The organism is Geodermatophilus sp. SYSU D00698, from assembly GCF_054050335.1.
This window is the reverse complement of sequence record NZ_JBJGZD010000022.1, coordinates 1-19,702: the sequence shown is the minus strand read 5'-3', so window position 1 is coordinate 19,702 and position 19,702 is coordinate 1. Positions and strand designations below refer to the sequence as shown.

At 76.4% G+C, this 19,702-nt stretch carries 19 protein-coding genes, 1 tRNA gene and 1 pseudogene; 10 read left to right on the top strand and 11 right to left on the bottom strand.

The window, feature by feature from the left end; all coding sequences use genetic code 11:
• Positions 1 to 5: 5 nt before the first annotated feature.
• On the bottom strand, positions 6 to 1,238 hold the full coding sequence (locus ACI8AB_RS18100; protein WP_456951254.1) for a four-carbon acid sugar kinase family protein: 1,233 nt from the start codon (positions 1,236 to 1,238) through the stop codon (positions 6 to 8).
• Complete coding sequence (locus tag ACI8AB_RS18095; protein WP_456951253.1) at positions 1,235 to 2,308, bottom strand: 2-keto-3-deoxygluconate permease; 1,074 nt, start codon at positions 2,306 to 2,308, stop codon at positions 1,235 to 1,237. Before ACI8AB_RS18095 ends, ACI8AB_RS18100 begins: the two co-directional genes overlap by 4 nt.
• A 1,233-nt stretch (positions 2,309 to 3,541) precedes the next feature.
• Here ACI8AB_RS18095 and ACI8AB_RS18090 point away from each other — a divergent pair.
• The 5 genes from ACI8AB_RS18090 to nhaA all read left to right on the top strand — a co-directional run bounded on the left by ACI8AB_RS18090 (position 3,542) and on the right by nhaA (position 7,811).
• Positions 3,542 to 4,735, top strand: coding sequence for a PucR family transcriptional regulator (locus tag ACI8AB_RS18090; RefSeq protein ID WP_456951252.1), 1,194 nt, complete (start codon positions 3,542 to 3,544; stop codon positions 4,733 to 4,735).
• Positions 4,736 to 4,958: 223 nt separating this feature from the next.
• Positions 4,959 to 5,303 (top strand): hypothetical protein, encoded by a 345-nt coding sequence (locus ACI8AB_RS18085; RefSeq protein WP_456951251.1) that lies wholly within the window; start codon positions 4,959 to 4,961, stop codon positions 5,301 to 5,303.
• Between the two features lie 2 nt (positions 5,304 to 5,305).
• Positions 5,306 to 5,599 carry a GlsB/YeaQ/YmgE family stress response membrane protein gene (locus ACI8AB_RS18080; protein ID WP_456951250.1) on the top strand — a complete coding sequence of 98 codons (294 nt, stop codon included), beginning with the start codon at positions 5,306 to 5,308 and terminating at the stop codon, positions 5,597 to 5,599.
• Positions 5,600 to 5,700: 101 nt separating this feature from the next.
• Positions 5,701 to 6,288, top strand: a complete 588-nt coding sequence (locus ACI8AB_RS18075) for a hypothetical protein (protein WP_456951249.1) — start codon at positions 5,701 to 5,703, stop codon at positions 6,286 to 6,288.
• A gap of 206 nt (positions 6,289 to 6,494) precedes the next feature.
• Positions 6,495 to 7,811, top strand: a complete 1,317-nt coding sequence (gene nhaA, locus ACI8AB_RS18070; protein WP_456951248.1) for a Na+/H+ antiporter NhaA — start codon at positions 6,495 to 6,497, stop codon at positions 7,809 to 7,811.
• 634 nt (positions 7,812 to 8,445) lie between these two features.
• Here nhaA and ACI8AB_RS18065 read toward each other — a convergent pair.
• Positions 8,446 to 9,216: a transglycosylase domain-containing protein gene (locus tag ACI8AB_RS18065; protein WP_456951247.1), complete on the bottom strand. Its 771-nt coding sequence runs from the start codon at positions 9,214 to 9,216 to the stop codon at positions 8,446 to 8,448.
• 769 nt (positions 9,217 to 9,985) lie between these two features.
• Positions 9,986 to 10,070 (bottom strand) — tRNA-Leu (locus ACI8AB_RS18060).
• A gap of 119 nt (positions 10,071 to 10,189) precedes the next feature.
• Here ACI8AB_RS18060 and ACI8AB_RS18055 point away from each other — a divergent pair.
• On the top strand, positions 10,190 to 11,509 hold the full coding sequence (locus ACI8AB_RS18055) for a M20/M25/M40 family metallo-hydrolase (protein ID WP_456951246.1): 1,320 nt from the start codon (positions 10,190 to 10,192) through the stop codon (positions 11,507 to 11,509).
• A 7-nt stretch (positions 11,510 to 11,516) separates the two neighbouring features.
• Here the strand turns inward: ACI8AB_RS18055 and ACI8AB_RS18050 are convergent, their stop codons facing one another.
• Positions 11,517 to 12,389 carry a LysR family transcriptional regulator gene (locus tag ACI8AB_RS18050; RefSeq protein ID WP_456951245.1) on the bottom strand — a complete coding sequence of 291 codons (873 nt, stop codon included), beginning with the start codon at positions 12,387 to 12,389 and terminating at the stop codon, positions 11,517 to 11,519.
• A gap of 81 nt (positions 12,390 to 12,470) precedes the next feature.
• Here ACI8AB_RS18050 and ACI8AB_RS18045 point away from each other — a divergent pair, with 81 nt between their 5' ends.
• The 3 genes from ACI8AB_RS18045 to ACI8AB_RS18035 are packed head-to-tail and all read left to right on the top strand — an operon-like array spanning position 12,471 to position 14,994.
• Positions 12,471 to 13,169: an aspartate/glutamate racemase family protein gene (locus ACI8AB_RS18045; RefSeq protein WP_456951244.1), complete on the top strand. Its 699-nt coding sequence runs from the start codon at positions 12,471 to 12,473 to the stop codon at positions 13,167 to 13,169.
• Positions 13,170 to 13,176: 7 nt separating this feature from the next.
• Positions 13,177 to 13,983 carry an SDR family oxidoreductase gene (locus ACI8AB_RS18040; RefSeq protein WP_456951243.1) on the top strand — a complete coding sequence of 269 codons (807 nt, stop codon included), beginning with the start codon at positions 13,177 to 13,179 and terminating at the stop codon, positions 13,981 to 13,983.
• Between the two features lie 57 nt (positions 13,984 to 14,040).
• A complete protein-coding gene (locus ACI8AB_RS18035; protein ID WP_456951242.1) occupies positions 14,041 to 14,994 on the top strand; it encodes an NADPH:quinone oxidoreductase family protein in 954 nt (317 codons plus the stop codon).
• A gap of 42 nt (positions 14,995 to 15,036) precedes the next feature.
• Here the strand turns inward: ACI8AB_RS18035 and ACI8AB_RS18030 are convergent, their stop codons facing one another.
• The 4 genes from ACI8AB_RS18030 to ACI8AB_RS18015 all read right to left on the bottom strand — a co-directional run bounded on the left by ACI8AB_RS18030 (position 15,037) and on the right by ACI8AB_RS18015 (position 17,946).
• Positions 15,037 to 15,780 (bottom strand): hemerythrin domain-containing protein, encoded by a 744-nt coding sequence (locus ACI8AB_RS18030; RefSeq protein ID WP_456951241.1) that lies wholly within the window; start codon positions 15,778 to 15,780, stop codon positions 15,037 to 15,039.
• A gap of 23 nt (positions 15,781 to 15,803) precedes the next feature.
• On the bottom strand, positions 15,804 to 17,078 hold the full coding sequence (locus tag ACI8AB_RS18025; protein ID WP_456951240.1) for a nucleotide disphospho-sugar-binding domain-containing protein: 1,275 nt from the start codon (positions 17,076 to 17,078) through the stop codon (positions 15,804 to 15,806).
• 11 nt (positions 17,079 to 17,089) lie between these two features.
• On the bottom strand, positions 17,090 to 17,674 hold the full coding sequence (locus ACI8AB_RS18020) for a TetR/AcrR family transcriptional regulator (protein WP_387989576.1): 585 nt from the start codon (positions 17,672 to 17,674) through the stop codon (positions 17,090 to 17,092).
• Between the two features lie 71 nt (positions 17,675 to 17,745).
• Positions 17,746 to 17,946: a DUF5703 family protein gene (locus ACI8AB_RS18015; protein WP_387989578.1), complete on the bottom strand. Its 201-nt coding sequence runs from the start codon at positions 17,944 to 17,946 to the stop codon at positions 17,746 to 17,748.
• A 121-nt stretch (positions 17,947 to 18,067) separates the two neighbouring features.
• Here ACI8AB_RS18015 and ACI8AB_RS18010 point away from each other — a divergent pair, with 121 nt between their 5' ends.
• Positions 18,068 to 18,331 carry a hypothetical protein gene (locus tag ACI8AB_RS18010; RefSeq protein ID WP_456951239.1) on the top strand — a complete coding sequence of 88 codons (264 nt, stop codon included), beginning with the start codon at positions 18,068 to 18,070 and terminating at the stop codon, positions 18,329 to 18,331.
• Between the two features lie 110 nt (positions 18,332 to 18,441).
• Here the strand turns inward: ACI8AB_RS18010 and surE are convergent, their stop codons facing one another.
• Both surE and ACI8AB_RS18000 read right to left on the bottom strand, forming a co-directional pair.
• Entirely contained in the window at positions 18,442 to 19,209 is a 768-nt protein-coding gene (gene surE, locus ACI8AB_RS18005; RefSeq protein WP_456951238.1) for a 5'/3'-nucleotidase SurE, read from the bottom strand.
• Positions 19,210 to 19,615: 406 nt separating this feature from the next.
• Positions 19,616 to 19,669: pseudogene (locus tag ACI8AB_RS18000) on the bottom strand (hypothetical protein); the annotation flags it as partial.
• Between the last annotated feature and the right edge of the window lie 33 nt (positions 19,670 to 19,702).

Sequence of the window (19,702 nt, the reverse complement as noted above, 5' to 3'; positions counted from 1 at the left end):
CGTGTTCAGGCTCGTCCGGTCGGCGAGACGGCGCGGACCAGCGTGTCCGGGTCGCCGAAGCCGCCGGCCTTCGTGGTGACGGGCAGACCGTCGACGTCCCCGCCGACCAGCCGGCCGTGCGGCACGCCCTCGGTGACGGCGCCGAGCACCTCGATGCCGGTGCACCCCCACCGGTCCACCAGTGCCCGGGCGCCGTCGCCGCCGGTGACCACGACCCGGCCGTACGGCCGGTGCGCGTGCAGCCGGGCGACCAGCCCGGCCAACGAGGCGGCGACCGCCTCGGCGCGCGCACCGGGGGCGCGCTCCTCCGGGGCAGTGACGACGGTCAGGCCCGGCACCGGGCCGGAGGGGACGGCGCCCTCGACCCAGGCCGCCCATGCCGCCTCGTCGGCCAGGTCGGCCGTGGCCGGCGCCAGGTGGAGCAGGTCGCCGGCGTACACCTCGCGCAGCCGGGCCTCCTGCTCGCGGGCGGTCCGGTGCAGCGAGGTGACCAGGACCACCGCCGGCCTCCCGCCGGACGGCGGGGCGCCGCCGGGGGCGGCCGCCGTCGCGGGGCGCCACCGGACGGCCAGGGCCCCGGCCAGCCCGGCCGAGCCGGCCGGCACCGCGTCGGGGCCGACCCGGTCGACGGCGTCGGCGAGGCGGGCGAGGTCGGCGTCGGCGCGGGCATCGACGGTGACCACCCGTGCCGTGCGGCCCGCCGCGGCGAGCGCCGCGGCCAGCGCGGACGGGTCGCCGTCGGCCGGCTGGGGGACGTGCACGGAGCCGGGCAGCAGCTCGGCCAGCCGGGAGGTGGTCACGGGGGTGACGGGGTCGCGCCCGGCCGGGCCCTCCTCCAGGAGCTGCCCGCCGGCCAGCGCGAGGCCGTCGGCGACGACGCGGTCCATCGCCGGGTAGGCGGGGCAGACGACGGCGAAGGCGGCCGGGCGCACCGCGGACCAGCTCTCCAGCGCGCCGCGCACCTGGGCGGCGACCGAGCCGCGCATCGTGGAGTCGACCTTGACGTAGAGCCGCCCGGCACCCGATCCGTGCAGCCGGGTGACGGCGGCGCCGGTCGCCGGGGCGGCCTCCTCGGCCAGGGCCCGGGCGTCGGTGCACTCGGCCAGCACCGCGTCGGCCGGGAGCCGGTCGGTACCGGGCCGCAGGCGCAGCAGCGTGGGCCAGCCCTGGCGGGCGAACTGCACCGACGTGTCGGTGGCGCCGGTCAGGTCGTCGGCGACGACGCCGATGCGGGTCACCGGCCGTCCCCCGTCGTCCTCCCGTCGGGGCCGGGTGCGTCCGCGTCGGGCGCCATGACGGTGGCGACCGGGACCTCCAGCTCGTCCTCGCTGGTCAGCCCGCCGGCGCGCTTGAGCACGAACGAGGCGACGATCGGCGCGAGGACGGCCGTGACCAGGGCGGAGGCGGCCACCTGCGCGGTCGCCGTCCCGACGTACTCGGCGAAGCGGGGGTCGGCGGCCGCGACGATGCCGGGGGTGGCGATGGCGTTGCCGGCCGTGGTGGCGGCAGCGAAGCCGATGCCGGCCTTGCGGCCGCGGCGCAGCACGAAGCGGTACCCGACGTAGACCAGCGAGCCGGTGATCAGGACGACGGCGACGCCGATCGCGATGCCGCCGATGCCGCCGGTGACCACCGCGCCCAGGTCGATGCCGGTGCCCAGGGCGAAGGCGAAGAAGGGGATGACGATGTTCGGCACCGGGCGCAGCACCTCGCGCCACTGCGGGTCGAGGTTGCCCACGAGCGCGCCCAGCAGGAACGGCACCAGCGCCGCGACCAGCGTGAGCACCGGGATGTCGCCGAGGCCGGAGGCGCCCAGGAACAGCAGCGTGAAGAACGGGCCGTCGTTGATGGCCGAGGCGAGGTAGGCGCCGCGGTCGCGGTTGTCGCCGTACTTGCCGGTGAAGGCGAGCCACAGCCCGCCGTTGCTGTTGTCGAAGGCGGCCAGCAGTCCGAGGATCGACAACCCCCAGAAGCCGTCGATGCCCACGACCAGCCCCAGCAGCACGATCAGGCCGGCCGGGATCAGGCTCTTGAACAGCAGGACGACGCCGGTGTGGGCGAGCACCGGGCCGCCGGTGCGGAACGTGACCTGGGTGCCGGTGGCGAAGATGAGCAGGGCGATGAGCGGCAGGGCGCTGTCCTGGAACAGCGCGGTGGTGAAGCTGCCGATGCCCAGGGCGCCCGGGGCGAAGGTGCCGAGCACCGAACCGAGGACCAGCGGGATGAGCATCAGCCCACCGGGGATCCGGTTCATCGTGGCGAACAGCGGCACTCGGGACCGCTCGGTGCCGGAGGTGGCGGAACTCATGGAGCACTCCTCGGGGCGCAGCTCTGCGTCGTCAGTTGTGCGTACAAGATGTCCGTACGGTTGTACACGTCACAGGACCGGAAGGGAAGCCCCGTCCTGGAACCGCCGCGGGTCAGCGCAGGAGTGGGAGAAGCCGCTCGGGGGAGCGGGTGGCCTGGGCCAGCACCGCGGTCCCGGCCTGCGCCGGGATCCGGCCGCCGGCGAGCGCGACCGTCTCGGCGGCCACGTCGGGTGCAGCGGCGGATCAGGAGTGAGTCCCTCACGTCGGGCTGCCCGGTGCGTGTGGAGTCGTCACCTGTTCGCACCGAGCCGGTGACGACTCACGCGGACGCCAGTTGCTCCACGTCGGGGCTCGAACGAAGCGTCCTGACGGTGGTGGTCGGCGGTGTCGACCTCCGTCGTGCTCGATGCCAGTGGGCCGTCGGCAGCCCGGCGCCGTGCCGGAACGGGCACCCGTCGCCCGGCCAGGACAGTCCTCGGGGAGCGACCGGTCGTGTCGAGGACGAGCGGCCGCAGCACCCGGGCCCCGGTCACCGCAGCACGCACCGTCGCGGTCCGGGCGGCGGCGATGACGGTGGGGCCGGCGAAGGAGCAGCCGAACCCGTACTCGGGTGCCGGACGGTCGGCCCGCTGCCGGTCGACCCGACCGGGCAGGGCACCGAGGTGTTCGAGGTCGAGCACCGCGGCGATCCGGGGCACGAGGTCGGTGGCGTGCCGGGTGAGGAGGGCATCGACCCAGGCCTGCGCGAGGGCGACGTGCCGGGTGGACAGCAGCACGAGGGCGCTGCGCGGGAGTGGCCAGACGGATCGCGGGACAGGTCGAGGTGGTCGGGGTCGGTCCAGCGGCGGGTCGCGGTCGGCCGCGGTCAGGACCTCAGGATCTCGCGGCCGTCGAGGAGGACGACCCCGGCGACCTGGACGTCGGCCGTGGCGGTGTGCGAGGAGGTGTGCACCGGGGACCCCCGCACACCACCCGGTCGAAGGCGACCCGGACCAGGAACGGGTCCTCGCAGAGCAGGGACACGGACGGGACCGCCCGAACGTGGAGCTGGTGCACCGGTGGTCGTGCCAGGCCGTCGGCCGCGGTCTCGCGCCGAGGTGGCCGGGCTCCGTACCATCTCGTCCAGGTGTGCCGGGAAGTCTGGTCGGCGGTTCCTCAGCCGACCCCGACCGCCGGAGTTGATGGCCGTGACCACGACCGCCTCCGGTGGGACCGGACCCCACCCCCGGGCCGTGGACGCCGTGGTGGCGCAGGTCGCCGCCGCGTCGGCCGGCGAGCACGGGATGCCGGCCGCGCTCCTGGACGGCTACCTGACCGCTCTCTGGGCGGTGGCGTGCACCGGTCGTCGGCTGAGCCGGGACGAGGAGGCGGCGTGCCGACGCCTCGGCGGGGAGGCAGCGGCCACCGGTCTGGCGCTGCCGGCCCTCGTGGACATCTACATGACGGCCTCCCGGCGCCTGTGGCCCCGTCTCCCGGACCTGGTGGCGGAGGTCCGGCGCAGACCGCTGCGGCCTCCTGACTTGATCAGCCTCGGTGAGGCGGTGTGGCGGGCCGCGGACACCGCTCTGGCAGCACTGGCCGCTGGGTACGTCGAGGCCCAGCGCCAGGTGGTGCGGCGCGAGGAGGCGTTGCGGCGGGAGTTCGTCGAGGACCTTCTCAGCGGTCACGCCGACGTCGGATCACTGGTGGAGCGTGCCGGACCGTTCGGGCTCACTCTGACCGCTCCACACTTCGTCGCAGTCGCGGCCACCGACCGGCCGGTCGACTCGGGGATGCAGCTGACCGGCGGGTTGACCGACGACGTCCGCTCCCGCTTCGGGGACCGCGGGCTGCTCACCGCCGCGAAGGACGGGCAGCTGGTGTGCGTGTTCTCGCTCTCCCCGAGGGCCGGTGGCCACCCTCCGGGGCCGGACGGGTCCGACCTGGCGGAGCTGGTCGGTCGGGCCGCGGCCCGGCTGACCCGCCGCCCCGACTGGCGGGTCGGGGTCGGCCGCGTCCACCCCGGCCCGGGAGGGGTCCGGCGCTCGTACCGCGAGGCGCTGGAGGCCATCGACCTGGCCGAGCGCCTGTCCCTCCCGCAGCGGGTCGCCCACGCCCGTGACCTGCTCGTCTACCGGGTCCTCGTCCGCGACGAGGCCGCGATGGCCGACCTCGTCGAGGCTGTCCTGGGCCCGCTGGCGACCGCGCGGGGCGGAGCGGAGCCGCTGCTCCGCACGGTGGAGGCCTGGTTCGCCAGCGGCGGCAACACGGCCGAGGCGGCGCGCCGACTGCACCTGAGCGTCCGTGCCGTCACCTACCGGTTGCAGCGCGTCGCGGAGCTCACCGGCCACACAGCAGGTGACGCGGAGCACCGGCTCGCCCTGCACGTCGCCGTGACCGGGGCCCGGCTGCTCGACTGGCCGCGTCGCCCGCTCGTCGCCGACTGACCCTCCGATTGCCGGGACCCGGCAATCGGCGGTTCCCAACTCGTCCGCAGGCGGGCGCTGCCGGCCAGGGGGACCGGTTCCTAGCCTCCTGGCCATGCGATCCCGACCTGCCCTGCACCCGATCCCCGACGCTCCCGCGCCCGGCGACGTGGCGCTCGCAGCGCAGGTCGAGCCCGCCGATCCGACCACCGGCGACGGTGCCGGACGTGAGGGCGACCTGACCGTGTACGTCGACACCGACCCGCGGCCTCCGGTGGTGTCCGTCGTCGGCGCCCTGGAGGGCCACGGTCACGCCCTCCTGGCGGCGGTGCTCGACCACGTGCGCGAGCAGGTCGGGCAACCGATCGTGGTTGACCTGCACGGTGTCTCCCGGACCGATCAGCGCGCCCTGGCCCCGGTCCTCACGGCCGACGTGGTCCTCACGGACACCTCACCAGCGGTCGACGAGGTCCTGCTCGACCTCACCAGGCGCGCGCAGGCGGCAACCGGCCGGGTCGGGCGAGCCCGCCGACCGTCTGCCGGGGTCCGGCGGAGCGCCTCACCGACTCCCCGTCCTCACCGGAGGTAGGCGTGTTCTCACTGCTCTGGTTGCTCGTCGTCGGGCTGGTGGCGGGGCTGCTCGCCCGCGCCATCGTGCCCGGCAGGGACTCGATGGGATGGCCGGCCACGATCCTGCTGGGGGTCGCCGGATCGGTCGTCGGCGGACTGCTGCTCGGCCTCCTCACCGGCGGGCTGCGCGACCGCGGCTTCGGTCCCGCCGGGCTCGTCGGCTCGGTGAGCGGGGCGGTGATCGTGCTGGTCGTCCACGACCGGCTGGCCGCCCGCCGACGGATGCCCCCGGGGGCGTCCCGCGGCCGGTTGTGACCGCAGGCGCCGGCGTGTCCTCGGTCCCGCGCGCACGGAGCGGCGCCGCGCGCCGGCTCTCCCGCTCCCTGTGGCCCCCGACCCTCCGGATCTGCCACGGCGTGCTCCTCGTGGGAGCGGTCTGCTGCGCGCTCGTCGGGGCGCTGAGCGCACCTGCCTACGTCGTCCTGGCGGTGACGCCGGCCTTCGGGCTCTTCGTGGCCGGCCTGGTCGGCCTCATGGACCCGGCCTTTCCGAAGGCCCCGTCGGCCAAGCGCAGAGCGGTCCTCGCCGGAGCGGGAGCGTCCCTCGTCGTGCCGTGCCTCGCCGGCCTGGCGCAGCTGGGCGACGCCGGAACGGTCGCCGGGCTCGTCCTGCTGTTCCTGAGCTGCCTCCTGGCCGAGGCCTGGATCACCCGGTCCCTCGGCTCCGCCGGCCGGGACGACGAGGCGGAGGTGGACGTCGAGGAGCTGCAGCGGCTCCTGCGTGCCCTGCCGACCTCGGTGCTGATGCGGGATTGGCGGTCGACCGGCGAACTCGTCCGGACGGCCGCGGACCCGGACCGCCGGGCCCGGGGCCTCCTGGTGCGCACCGTCCTGCTCGAGGAGATGACGCGCCGGGATCCGGCGGGAGTGGCCCGGTGGCTGCGAACCGGCGACGACGACGCTCCCGAGCAGTACCTGAGCGGCGACCGGGACACCGCCCCGTGAGGGCCCGGACCGGTCGGGTCCCCGCGCTCCGGCTCACCGCCGGGTGCCGGCGGTGGCGGGATGCCACCGCTGCGCCCGCCGGGTCCTGACCGGCCGAGCCGACCCAGGCCCGGACGGCCTGGCCCGGTACCTCCGAGGGCAGGTGTGCCGGGAAGTCCGGTCGGCGAGCTCGCCGCCGACCCCACCGCCTCTTCGGAGTTGATCTCGTGTCCGCCCCTGCCCCCACCTCGTTCCGGCTGTTCGACCGCGGCTCGTGGCCCGAGACCCGCCGCATCGCCGGCATCCTGCGCAAGGAGACCGTCGGCGGCATCCTGCTCATCAGCGGCGCCGTCCTCGCTCTGGCCTGGGCCAACAGCCCCTGGTCGGCGGCCTACGAGACGCTGCGCGACACCCGGGTCGGCCCGGCCGCCCTGCACCTGGACCTCACGTCGGGCACCTGGGCCGCCGACGGGCTGCTGGCGATCTTCTTCTTCGTCGCCGGGCTGGAGCTCAAGCGCGAGTTCGTCGCCGGCGACCTGCGCGACCCGCGCCGGGCCGCCCTGCCGGTCGCCGCCGCGGTCGGCGGCATGGCCGTGCCGGCGCTGCTGTACTGGGCGATCGACGCCGGCGCCGGCGGCGGGGCGCTGGCCGGGTGGGCGATCCCGACCGCCACCGACATCGCCTTCGCACTCGCCGTCCTCGCCGTGATCGGCACGCACCTGCCCGCGGCGCTGCGCACCTTCCTGCTCACCCTCGCCGTCGTCGACGACCTGCTGGCGATCACGATCATCGCGATCTTCTACACCTCCGCGCTGGCGGTCACGCCGCTGCTGCTGGCCCTGATCCCGCTGACTGTCTTCGGAGTCCTGGTGCAGAAGCGGATCCGCTCGTGGTGGCTGCTGTTGCCGGTGGCCGTCGTGACCTGGGTGCTGGTGCACGAGTCCGGGGTGCACGCCACCGTCGCCGGCGTGCTGCTGGCGTTCACCGTGCCGGTGGTGCGCAGCCGGGCCGCCGGCGGACCGGATGCCGGCCCCGGGTTGGCCGAGCACTTCGAGCACCGGTTCCGCCCGCTCTCGGCCGGCGTCGCGGTGCCGGTGTTCGCGTTCTTCTCCGCCGGGGTCACCGTCGGCGGGCTGTCCGGGCTGGGCGCGGCGCTCACCGACAGCGTCGCGGTCGGCATCATCGTCGGCCTGGTCGTCGGCAAGGTGGTCGGCATCACCGGGGCCACCTGGCTGGTCGCCCGGTTCACCCGCGCCGAGCTCGACCGCGACCTCGGCTGGCCCGACGTCGTCGGGCTGTCGCTGCTGGCCGGCATCGGGTTCACCGTCTCGCTGCTGATCGGCGAGCTGGCCTTCGGCGCCGACACACTCCGCGACGAGCACGTCAAGGTGGGCGTGCTGGCCGGCACCCTGCTCGCGGCGCTGCTGGCCACCGTGCTGCTCCGGCTGCGCGACCGTCGCTACCGGCGCATCGCCGAGGCCGAGACGCGGGACGTGGACGCCGACGGTGTCCCGGCCGTCCACCAGTGCGGCCGGCGAGGATGAGCCCGCCTCGCGGCGACGCCGTGGGGCTCGGCGACGACGTCCGCCCCGACCGACACCGGCGCTGGACCCGCACACGGCAGCTGTCGCCACGCCCGATGCCGCAACCGACCGTCAGCAGGACGCCCATGACCGGGATGGGCCAGAGCGCACTGCGCAGACGGGCGGCGACCACGCGGATCGCTCGGTCGCCGTCTCCTCGGCCGCCCACAGGGCAGACCTTCCGGCACGTCGGGCACGGACGGTCCGAGGTCCCGCAGTGAGACGCTCCGGGCCTGCGCACGCCGGCCGGGGAGTGCGGTTGTGCTGCTCCGGGCCGGACCGGCCACCTCCGTCCCCGTCCGGCCGGCCGGAGGGAGCGCCGAGCCCGGATGGGCTGGACGTCGCTCCTCCAGGGAAGCCGGCCTCACCGGACGGCAGCTGCTGTGCGGTGAGGCCGTGCCCGCCGGGTCGGACCAGCGCTACGGCGTCGCGGGTGCCAGCGGCGTCGTCGGTGTCCCCTGGCCAGGGGCAGCCGGGCAGCCGGAGTCGACCCGCGCCGCGGATCGTGCCCGGCGGTCCGGGGGCCGTCCTCGTCGGCCGCGTGCGGTGGCGGTCCGCGCCACGGCGAGGGAGGAACCGTTGCCGGGACGGGGTCTCATCGACTGCCTTCCGCGGCGATGAGCTCGGCGACGTCGTCGGGCATCTGCGAGCAGTCGTCGTCGGTGTCCGGCTGGTCCTGGGCGAGCCCCTCGACGCCGGCGTCCTCGACCGGCTGGAAGCCCTTCTCGGCGATGTGCCGCGGCACCCGGTTCTGTGCGTTGACGACGTGCGAACGCGACAGCCAGCCGAGGCCGTCGTCCACGTCGAAGTCGAGCCCGCCGCCCGGGGCGCGCTGGACGTGTCCCGGAGACGGCAGGAGCCCGACCAGCTGGACGGCCTGGTCCACGGACAGCGTGGACGGAGGGGTGTCGAAGTAGTACCAGCTGGCCGCGCAGATGCCGTAGACCTGCGGACCGAGCTGGGCGTGGTTGACGTACAGCTCGAGCATGCGGCGGTCGTCGAGGACCAGCGCCAGCTCCATCGACAGGCCGGCCTCGACGGCCTTGCGCCAGGCACTCATCTCCTGGTTCAGGAAGAGGTTCTTCGCCACCTGCTGCGGGATCGTCGACCCGGACGGGTCCTCCTCCCCGCGCAGGTGCGCCTCGGCGCGGCCGGACAGCTCGTCCCAGGTGAAGGCACCGTCGCGGTAGGGGAGCGGCTGGTCCTCGTGCGCGATGACGGCGGCGAGGAAGTTGCGCGACACGTGCTCGACCGGCACCGACTGCTGGATGGCGCCCCGGTCGTTGGCCAGCATGAACGCCGTCGTCGGCGGGTCGATCCAGCGCAGCGACACCAGGACCAGCGCCTGGAGCAGGAAGGCGGTCACCAGGACGCGGGCGGTGCGGCGGCGCAGGCGACGACGCCGTTCGCGCTTCGGGTCCTCCCGGGGTGGGACCTCGTCCGCTGCCGGCCGGGTGCCCGGCCGACGGCGCTGGTGCGGAGGCGTGGTCCCGGGACCGGGCGGCGGTGGCGGCGGCCACGGTCGGGACCGGGGAGGGGGCGCAGCCCACGGGTCGGACGGCGGAGGTCCTGGCCACGGATCGCCGTACCGCGCGAGCGGGTCGTCGGCCACCGGCCGCGACGTGCGCCGGGACGACGCCCGGTCGGTCCGCTGCTGCTCGTCCGGCAGGTCAGCCGGCGGGTGACGGCGGCGCGGCGCGAAGGGCATGAGGTGTCGTCCTCCTGTGACCCGCTGACCGGATCCCCAGGGTACCGGGGGATCGGCGGCGGGCCGATCGTCCGACAGGTGAGCGCGCGCAGGCGCCCGTTCCCGGCCGCCTCGGTCGAACTGGCTGCCCGTGTCGGCGGTCCGCCTCCGGTCCGGGCTCCACGCCACGTCGGCGTCCGACATGTCGGTCCGGGAGCGTCCCGTCGTCCCGCTCGTCGCGGTCCCACTGCTGCGGGCGGGCACGGGCGCGCTCCACGGTCCCACCTGTCGACCGTCGGTTCCCGGTGGTGCGGTCCGCGGAGTGCGCGGACCCAGGTGCCGCACTGCTCGACGGCGGACCGGGCAGCGGCCCGTCACTGGGGCATCCCAGGCCCGAACACGGAGACGCCCCGGGTTCCTGACCTGCAGGAACACCGGGGCGGTGCGGTGTCCGAGGGGGGACTTGAACCCCCACGCCCGATAAAGGGCACTAGCACCTCAAGCTAGCGCGTCTGCCATTCCGCCACCCGGACGAGTGCGGGGCCAAGACTACCCGACGCACTCCGCAGCCCGGCACGGGTACCCCGCCGTGTCGCATCGCCCGGTCGTCCGTGCCCGTCGGAGGCCGGGGCGGGCCCGTAGTGTCGCCGGGGTGGAGAACCGAGGTCCCGTCCAGGCCCAGGCCGAGGTCGCCGAGCTGCTCGGCGAGCTGATCCGGATCGACACGACCAACACCGGCGACACCGCCACCAGCGCCGGCGAGCGGACGGCCGCCGAGTGGGTCGCCGGCAAGCTGGACGAGGTCGGCATCGCCTCGCAGGTCCTGGAGTCCGAGCGGGGGAGGGCCAGCCTCGTCGCCCGCGTCCCCGGCGCCGACCGCAGCCGCCCCGCCCTGCTGGTGCACGGGCACCTCGACGTCGTCCCCGCGGACCCCGCCGAGTGGAGCGTGCACCCGTTCTCCGGCGAGGAGCGCGACGGCTACGTGTGGGGCCGCGGCGCGGTCGACATGAAGGACATGGACGCGATGGTCCTGGCGCTGGTGCGCGAGTGGGCCCGCACCGGCGTGCAGCCGCCGCGCGACGTCGTCCTCGCCTTCGTCGCCGACGAGGAGGCCGGCGGCAGGCTCGGCGCGCGCTGGCTGGTCGACGAGCACCCGGACCTGTTCGCCGACTGCTCCGAGGCGATCAGCGAGGTCGGCGGCTTCTCCATCACCGTCCGCGACGACCTGCGCCTCTACCTGGTCCAGACGGCGGAGAAGGGCCTGGCGTGGATGCGCCTGACCGCCGGCGGCCGGCCCGGGCACGGCTCGTTCGTCCACGACGACAACGCCGTCACCCGGCTGTGCCAGGCCGTCGCCCGGCTGGGCTCGACCCGGCTGCCCACCGTGCTCACCCCGCCGATGCGCCAGTTCCTCGCCGCGGTCGAGGAGGCCTACGGCATCGAGATCGACCCGGACGAGCCGGAGGAGGCGCTGGCCCGGCTGGGCGGCATCAGCCGGATGATCGGCGCGGCGCTGCGCAACACCGCCAACCCCACGATGCTCGACGCCGGCTACAAGACCAACGTCATCCCCGGGACGGCGAGCGCCACCGTCGACGGCCGCTTCCTGCACGGCCAGGAGGAGGAGTTCGAGCGCCAGCTGGCCTCCCTGGTCGGCGAGGGCGTCCAGCGCGAGTGGATCGTCCACGACCAGGCCGTGGAGACGACGTTCGACGGCCCGCTGGTCGACATGATGGTCGAGGCGCTGAAGGCCGAGGACGACGGTGCGCGGCCGGTGCCGTTCACGATGAGCGGCGGCACCGACGCCAAGAGCTTCGAGCGCCTGGGCATGCGCTGCTTCGGCTTCTCGCCGCTGCGGCTGCCCGCCGACCTCGACTTCGCCTCGCTGTTCCACGGCATCGACGAGCGGGTGCCGGTGGAGTCGCTGCGCTTCGGCGTCCGGGTGCTCGACCGCTTCCTGCGCGGCGTCTGAGCGCGGTTCAGCGGGCGGCCCGCAGCGCCTCGAGCGCCGCGGCCACCGCGGGCACCCGCCGGGCGTCGGGGCGGACGAGGGTCTCGACCACCCGCCCGTCGACGTCGGGCAGGTCGACGGCGGCCACGCCCGGCTGCGCGCTGATCGCCAGCGCCCACGCCGGCAGCAGCGCCACCCCGAGCCCGCGGGCGACCAGCCGCTGCACGACGACGTGGTCGTCGGTGGCGAACCGGACGTCGGGGGAGAACCCGGCGCGCCGCGCGCAGCGCAGCAGGTGCCGGCGGCAGCGGGGGCAGCCGGCGATCCACGGCTCCTCGCGCAGGTCGGCCAGCAGGGCGGGCGCCGGCCGGCCGGCGGGCACGACCGCCTGCACCGCGTGGCGGGACAGCGGCTCGCGCAGCAGGTCGCCGGGGACGTCCTCCCCGTCGTCCTCGTGCCGGAAGACCACGGCCAGGTCGGCGGCGCCCTCGCGCACCGCCGCCTCGGCCTCCGGCGGCTCCAGCTCGGTGAAGTGGACCTCCAGGGCCGGCGCCCGGTCCCGGAGCGCGGCCAGCGCCGGCGGGACCAGCACCGCGGCGGCGGTCGGGAAGGCCGCGATCCGGACGACGCCGGTGGCCAGCCCGGTCAGCGCGGCCATGTCCTGCTCGGCCGCGGCCAGCCGGTCGGCGATCGCCTCCGCGTGGCGCAGCAGCCGCCGGCCGGCCTCGGTGAGCGCCACCCCGCGCCCCTCCCGCACCACCAGCGGGGTCCCGGTCTCGGCCTCCAGCCGCCGGACCTGCTGGCTCACCGCCGGCTGGGTCCAGCCCAGGGCGCGGGCGGCGCCGGCGAGCGAACCGGCGTGCGCCACCTCGCGGAAGACCAGCAGCCGGCGGGAGTCCACGCCGACATGAAAGCAGCGCTTGGGTCGACCGGTCGACCCCGCGACCTGGTCGGGGAGCTCGGCGCCGGGGAGCCTGACCGCATGAGGACGATCGGACTGCTGGGCGGCATGAGCTGGGAGTCGACCGCGCTGTACTACCGGGTGACCAACGAGGCGGTCCGCGACCGGCTCGGCGGGCTGGCCAGCGCCTCGCTGCTGGTGCGCAGCCTCGACTTCCGCGCCGTGCGCGCCTGCCAGGTGGAGGACCGGTGGGACGACGCCGCGGCCCTGCTCGCCGCCGAGGCGCGGGCGCTGGAGGACGCCGGCGCCGACCTCGTGCTGCTGTGCACGAACTACATGCACAAGGTGGCCCCGGCGGTGGAGGCCGCCCTGACGGTGCCGTTCCTGCACATCGCCGACGCGGTGGCCGCGGCCGCGCCCGGGCCGGTGGTCGGCCTGCTCGGCGCAGCCGGCACGGTGCGCGAGCCGTTCTACCGGGACCGCCTGGCGGCACGGGGGCTGACGGTGCTCACCCCGCCGGACGACGACGTCGCGCGCGTCGACGCCGCGATCTTCGGCGAGCTGTGCCGCGGCGTGCTCTCCGACGGCACCCGCGCCGGGCTGCGCGCCGTGGTGGCCCGGCTCGCCGAGCGCGGGGCGCAGGCGGTGGCGCTGGGCTGCACCGAGCTCGAGCTGCTGCTGGGCCCGGACGACTCCGCGGTGCCCCTCCTGCCCTCGGCCCGGCTGCACGCGACCGCCGCCGTCGACCTCGCGCTCGGCGTCCCGGCCGCCGTGGTGTGATGCCGGGGTGACCTCTCCCACACCTCCCGGCCCCGGTTCCGTCGCGCTGATCACCGGAGGGACCGGCGGCTTCGGCCGCGCCCTCACGCAGAAGCTGCGCGAGCGGGACGTCACCGTCGTCGCCGCCGACCTCGACTCCGAGCGCAACCGGTCGGTGGCCGAGGAGCTCGGCGCGCACTTCGTCGCCCTCGACGTCACCGACCGCGCCGCCAACGAGGCCGTCGTCGCGCAGGTGGAGGCCGAGCACGGCCGGCTCGACGCCGCCTACCTCAACGCCGGCATCTCCGCCGCCAAGAGCGACGACGCCCTCGACCTCGACGAGTTCATGCGCGTGGTCGACATCGACCTGTTCGGCGTCGTCTACGGCGTGCAGGCCGCGCGCCCGGCGATCAAGCGGGCCGGCGGCGGGGCGATCGTGGTGACGGCGTCGCTGGCGGGCCTGTCGCCGATGCCCACCGACCCCGGCTACAGCGTGGCCAAGGGCGGCGCGATCGCGTTCGTCCGGTCGATGGCGCCGCGGCTGACCCGCGAGGGCATCACCATCACCGCGATCTGCCCCGGCTTCGCCGACACCGCGATCATCGACCGCATCCGCCACGAGTTCGAGGCCGCGGACTTCCCGGTCATCCCCGCCGCCGAGGTCGCCGACGCGATGGTCATGGCCTGGACGTTGGGCGAGCCCGGCGCCGCGTACGTCATCCAGCCCGGCGTCGGCACGGTGCCCTACAGGTTCAAGGGCGTGCCGAGCGCGAAGACCGCGACCGGCGAGACCGCCGTCGTCCCGGAGGCGCTGCGGCCGCCGTCCATGCTCTGACCGCTCCTGCCGGGGGCCGGTGACCGGCGTTCCCCGGCCCGTGGCAGGGTCGGGCGCATGCGTGCATGGCGGGTACACGAGCTCGGCGACCCCTCGGAGGTCATGCGGCTGGAGGACGTCGAGGAGCCGACCCCGGCCGAGGGCCAGATCAAGGTCCGGGTCCGCGCGGCGGCGCTGAACTTCCCCGACGTGCTCATGGCGCAGGGGAGGTACCAGGAGCGCCCGCCGCTGCCCTACACGCCCGGCATGGAGCTGTGCGGGGAGACCGAGGACGGCCGGCGGGTGATCGGCCCGCCGGCCGGCGGCCCCGGCGCCTTCGCCGAGTACGCGCTGATGGACGCCCGCGACGCCTGGCCGGTGCCGGACACCCTGTCCGACGAGAAGGCCGCGGCGCTGTGGATCACCTACCAGACCGGCCACGTCGGCCTGCACCGCCGGGCGCAGCTGCAGGCGGGGGAGTGGCTGCTGGTGCACGCCGGCGCGGGCGGCGTCGGGTCGGCGGCAATCCAGCTCGGCAAGGCCGCCGGCGCGAAGGTCATCGCCACCGCCGGCGGCGCGCACAAGGTCGAGGTGTGCCGCGAGCTCGGCGCCGACCACGTCGTCGACTACACGGCCGAGGACTTCGTCCCCGTCGTCAAGGAGCTCACCGGCGGCGAGGGTGCCGACGTCGTCTACGACCCGGTCGGCGGCGACGTGTTCGACAGGTCACGGAGGTGCATCGCCTTCGAGGGCCGGCTGGTCGTCGTCGGGTTCACCAGCGGGCGGATCCCCGAGGCGCCCGCCAACCACGCGCTGGTCAAGAACTACAGCGTCGTCGGCCTGCACTGGGGCCTGTACAAGAAGAAGGACCCGGCCGTGATCGGGCAGACCCACGACGAGCTGGTCCGGCTGGTCACCGCGGGCGCGATCGACCCGCTCGTCGGCCAGGTCCTGCCGCTGGACCGGGCGCCGCAGGCGCTGGCCGCGCTGGCCGACCGCGGCACCGTCGGCAAGGTCGTGCTCGTCCCCTGACCGGCCGCGCCGGGCGGCCGTGGACCGCCCGGCGCACCGGGGTCAGGCGTGGCGGAAGGCCGCCCGCTCCCGCCGCCGGAACGGGCGCCGCAGGGCGAGGCGCCAGACGGCCACGAGGGCCCGGCCGCGCTCCTGCCGCTCCAGGGCGGCCACGCCCTCCGGGGGCATCTCGTGCAGGACCCAGGCGACCAGTTCCAGCAGCCGCGGGGTGGTGTACGCGGTGTCGAAGAACCGGGCGCCGACCCACTCCCAGTCGGCCGGCTGCAGGTGGTCCTGCAGCACCCGCATGCCGTCGCGCTCCTCGTGGGCCAGGTGCCGGTCGACGTGGACGTGGGCGGACCTGACGGCCGCGGCCAGCGCCTCCCGCGCGGGCCCGTCGGCCACGCCCGCCAGCCGCGCGAAGCCCCGCGAGCACTCCCCGAGCAGCGGGTCGATCGCGGCGTGCTCCGCCGCCATCGCCTCCAGGGTCGCCCGGCCCTCCGCGTCCCCGGCCGCGGCGGTCCGCTCGAGCAGCAGCGGCCACAGCCCGGCGTCCTCGGCGGTGTGGTGGTGGTGGAGGGTCGCGGCGAAGTACTCCCAGCGCCGGCGCAGCAGCTCCCACGTCCGGCGGTCCTCGAGCGGCGTCCGCTCGACCGCGCGGCCGAAGGCGGCGAGGTCACGGCGGAAGCCGTGGTGCATCACCCACATGAGGGTGAGGTCGACCGGGCCGTCCGGCGCGTCGGCCTGACCGGGGAGGCGGAGCCGGCCGGGGGCGGGTCGCTGCGGGGCCAGGGCGGTGGTGGACATGGCGTCCTCCGGTGGGTGGGGGATCAGGCCGGCGTGCGCCGGTCGTCGGAGGTGCCGGTCCCGGCGCTGCGCTCGATCTCGTCGACCAGCGGGGAGCCGGCGGCGTCGGCGCGGATCCGGGCGCCGAGCGACCGGGCGCCGCGCCGGTAGCGGGGGTCGGCGAGCAGCCGCCGCACGGCGGCCGCGATCCGGTCGGGTGGGGCGCCCGGCCGGAGGTTCAGGACCGCACCGTGCCGCCGGGCCCGGACGACGTTGTCCCGCTGGTCGCGGCCCATGGGCAGGCACAGCGCGGGGACGCCGGCCGCGAGGGCCTTCAGCAGCGTCCCGTGCCCGGCGTGCGTGACGACGGCGTCGGCGGCCGCGAACAGCGGGGCGTGGGCCGCCGAGCGCACCACCACGACACCACCGGTCCGCGGGACGCATGCGGGGTCCACCATCGGGCCGGTGGTGACGACGGCGCGCACCGGCAGGCGCCCGAGGGCGACCCCGACGCGACGGAGCACGTCCTCCTGGGCCTGGTAGGTGCTGGAGAACCCCGCGACCACCAGCGGCCCGTCCCCGGGCGGCGGCTCGACCGGCGCCGCCCAGACCGGGTCGTCGAGCACCGGCCCGACGTGCCGCACGTTCGGCGGCAGCCGCGCGGGCAGGTCGAAGGCCGCGGAGGTGAGCACGAGGACCCGCGCGGCGCGGTCCCACTGCTCCCACACGTCGCGCAGCGGGGCCAGGCCGAGCCCGGCGCGGGCGGCGTCGAGGTCGGGGAGGCCCCGGTTCCACGCGCGCCGGACCAGGGGGTCCAGCGACCGGTCGCGCGCCCGGCCCAGGGGCCCGCGCGCCGGGGGCAGGCCCGACCCGAACGGCGGCAGGTCCGGCGTGGGCCGGTTGTAGGCGTTGGGGCAGAGCGCCACGGACGGGGTCCCCGAGGCCTCCGCGGCCGCCAGCGCACCCAGAAGCACCCCGCTGGCCACGAGCACGTCGACGGGCCGCGCCGCCAGCGCCGCCCGCACCTCGGCGGCGTAGGCGGCGGCGGGGCCGGTGACGACCCGGGTGAGCAGCCGGTCGAGCACCTGCAGCGGCGTCCGGCAGGCCGTGTCGTCGACCAGGTCCCGGTCGGCCGCGGACCGGCGGTGCGGCGCCTGCCGCCAGGGGTGGAACGCGGCGCCGGCCGCGCGGACCTGGGGCTCCAGCGTGGGATCGCCCAGGACGCTGACCGAGTGGCCCCGGGACACCAGCCGCCGGACGACCCCCACCTCTGCCGGCACGGTGCCGCCGCCGTCCCACAGCGCGACCTGGACGTGCACGGCACGCCTCCTCAGGACGGGGCCGTCGCGAGGGCGGCCCGGAGCAGGTGGGTGAGGACCGCCGTGGTCTCGGCGCGGGAGTGACCGAGGTCGCGGCGCAGGAGCTTCCACGTGTGGACGTCGGTGACCGCGTAGAGCGCGGCCAGGGCGCGGCGGCGCGCCCGCGGCTCGTCCGGCAGGTCCGCGGCGAAGGCCTGCTCGAGCAGCGCGCGGTGGTGGGCGCGGGCGCGCGCGACCGCCTCGGCGAGGTCGGCGATGCGCTCGGCCACCGCCTCGAGGCGGACGTTGGCGTCGCCGAGCGCCTCGTACTGGCGCATCAGCCCGCGGACGAACCCGGGGACGTCCCCGGGGACCACCCGGCCGCGCAGCGCCTCGACCTCGGGCCGCAGCACCTCGGCGACGGCGAGGAACAACCCCTCCTTGGACCGGAAGTGGTTGAGCAGCGTCTGCTGGGTCACGCCCGCGGTCGCGGCGACCTCGGCGATGCGGACCTCGTCGTAGGGCCGGTCCACGAAGCGGTCGCGGGCCACGGCGAGGACGCGCTCCCGGGTGCGCTCGACGGCTCCCGCCCGCGCCCCCGACGTGCTCTGCGTCACAGGCAGAGCGTGGCCCTCGTTTGACCTGTGGTCAAGCGAGTTCTTGACGTCGACTCAAACGGGAGTCGGCGTCAGGTGACCGGCATCGGCAGGTAGGACAGCCGCGCCCGGCGCCGCAGGACGACCTTGCGGGTGCCGTCCGCGTGCAGCTGGAGGCGGGCCAGCTCCCACCCGCCGACGTCGGATTGGAGGCTCAACATGGTCGCCGCTGCGGAACGGGACGTGCCCGGGGGGATCCGCAGCGGCGCGTACTCCCAGTCGGCGGCGTTCACCCGCCCGATGTTGCCACGGTGGACACCTGCCGGTCACCCGGGCGCCGGTCCCCGGACTGCCGCCGCGGGGGACGGGCGGCAGGATGGACGGCGACCCGATCCGCACCCGAGGGAGGACGACGTGACCGATCCCGGTTCCGCCACCGACGCCGACCGCGCCGAGCAGGAGGCCCTCCTCGAGCCCGTGGCCCCCGCCGGGGCCGGCGACGCGGGACCGGTCGGCGACCTCGACGCCAACGAGGCCGACGCGCTGGAGCAGCAGCTGTCGACCGCGCCGGGCTCGGCCGGCCCGCTGCGCCCGGTCGGCGACGTCGACGCCAACGAGGCCGACGTGCTGGAGCAGGAGGCGGACGTCCCCTACGACGACGACGACCGCACCGCCTGACCGGGGGATCGTCAGTGGGGGGCGAGCGGACCCCCGGCACGGCGGTCGTGGGTGGCTCCGCCCACCGGCGCCGACGACCCGGTCGCCGCGGCCGCAGCGCTCGGGGAGGCTCAGGCGCCGTCGAGCCCGGGGTAGTCCGCCCCGGGCGCCTCGGCGGGCGGCCGCAGCAGGGTCACCGTGGCCCACCCCTCCCGCAGCAGGGCGTCGTCGGTGCCCGGGGCCGGCCCGTCGGGGGTCTCGCGGAAGGTGAGCGCCACGAAGTCCTCGCCGGTCTCGCCGACCTCGACCTGCACCGCGCCGAAGGCCGCCAGCCGGGCAGGGCGCAGCCCGCGCAGCCGCTCCGGCGGGACGTCGGGGACGTTGACGTTGACCACCACCGGTCCCGGCGCGAGCCCGAGGGTCCAGCGCAGCGCCCGGCGGGTGACCTCCTCGGCGGTGTCCCACGCGTGCTCCGCGGCCGGGTCGGCGCTGCCGGCCAGGGACACCGCCAGCCCGGGGAGCCCGTGCAGGGTGCCGGTCAGCGCGGCGCCCACGGTGCCCGAGTGCAGGACCGCCGTCCCGGTGTTGGGGCCCCGGTTGACGCCGGAGAGCACGACGTCCGGCCGCGGCCCGAACGCGCCGCGCGCCCCGGCGAAGGCGATGAGCGCGGGGGAGGCCCCGACGGCGAGGGCGCGGACGGCGCCCACGCCGGGCAGCCGGCGCTCCCGGACCGCCAGCCGGTTGCCGTGCAGCAGCGCGGTCATCGACGCGCTGGACCCGCTGTGGTCCTGGTCGGGCGCGGCCAGCGTCACCTCCAGGCCCGCCTCCGCCGCCACGCGGGCCAGCAGGTGCACCCCCGGGCTGTCGATCCCGTCGTCGTTGGTCACCAGCGCGTGCACGCGGCCCCCTCCCGGTCCGGACGGCGCCCCCGTGCCCCGCGGGAGCGCCGCGCACACGCGTCCCCGTCCGGGGGGGGGGGGGGGGGCGGGCGGGGGGGGGGGGGGGCGGGCGGGCGGGGGGTGGCGGGGGGGGGGGGGGGCGGGGGGCGGGGGGGGGGGGGGGGGGGGCGCGGGCGCCCGCCACGGCCTCGGCGTGGTGGGCGATGCGCTCGGCCACCGCCTCGTGGCGGACGTTGGCGTCGCCGAGCGCCTCGTACTGGCGCATCAGCCCGCGGACGAACCCGGGGACGTCCCCGGGGACCACCCGGCCGCGCAGCGCCTCGACCTCGGGCCGCAGCACCTCGGCGACGGCGAGGAACAACCCCTCCTTCGACCGGAAGTGGTTGAGCAGCGTCTGCTGGGTCACGCCCGCGGTCGCGGCGACCTCGGCGATGCGGACCTCGTCGTAGGGCCGGTCCACGAAGCGGTCGCGGGCCACGGCGAGGACGCGCTC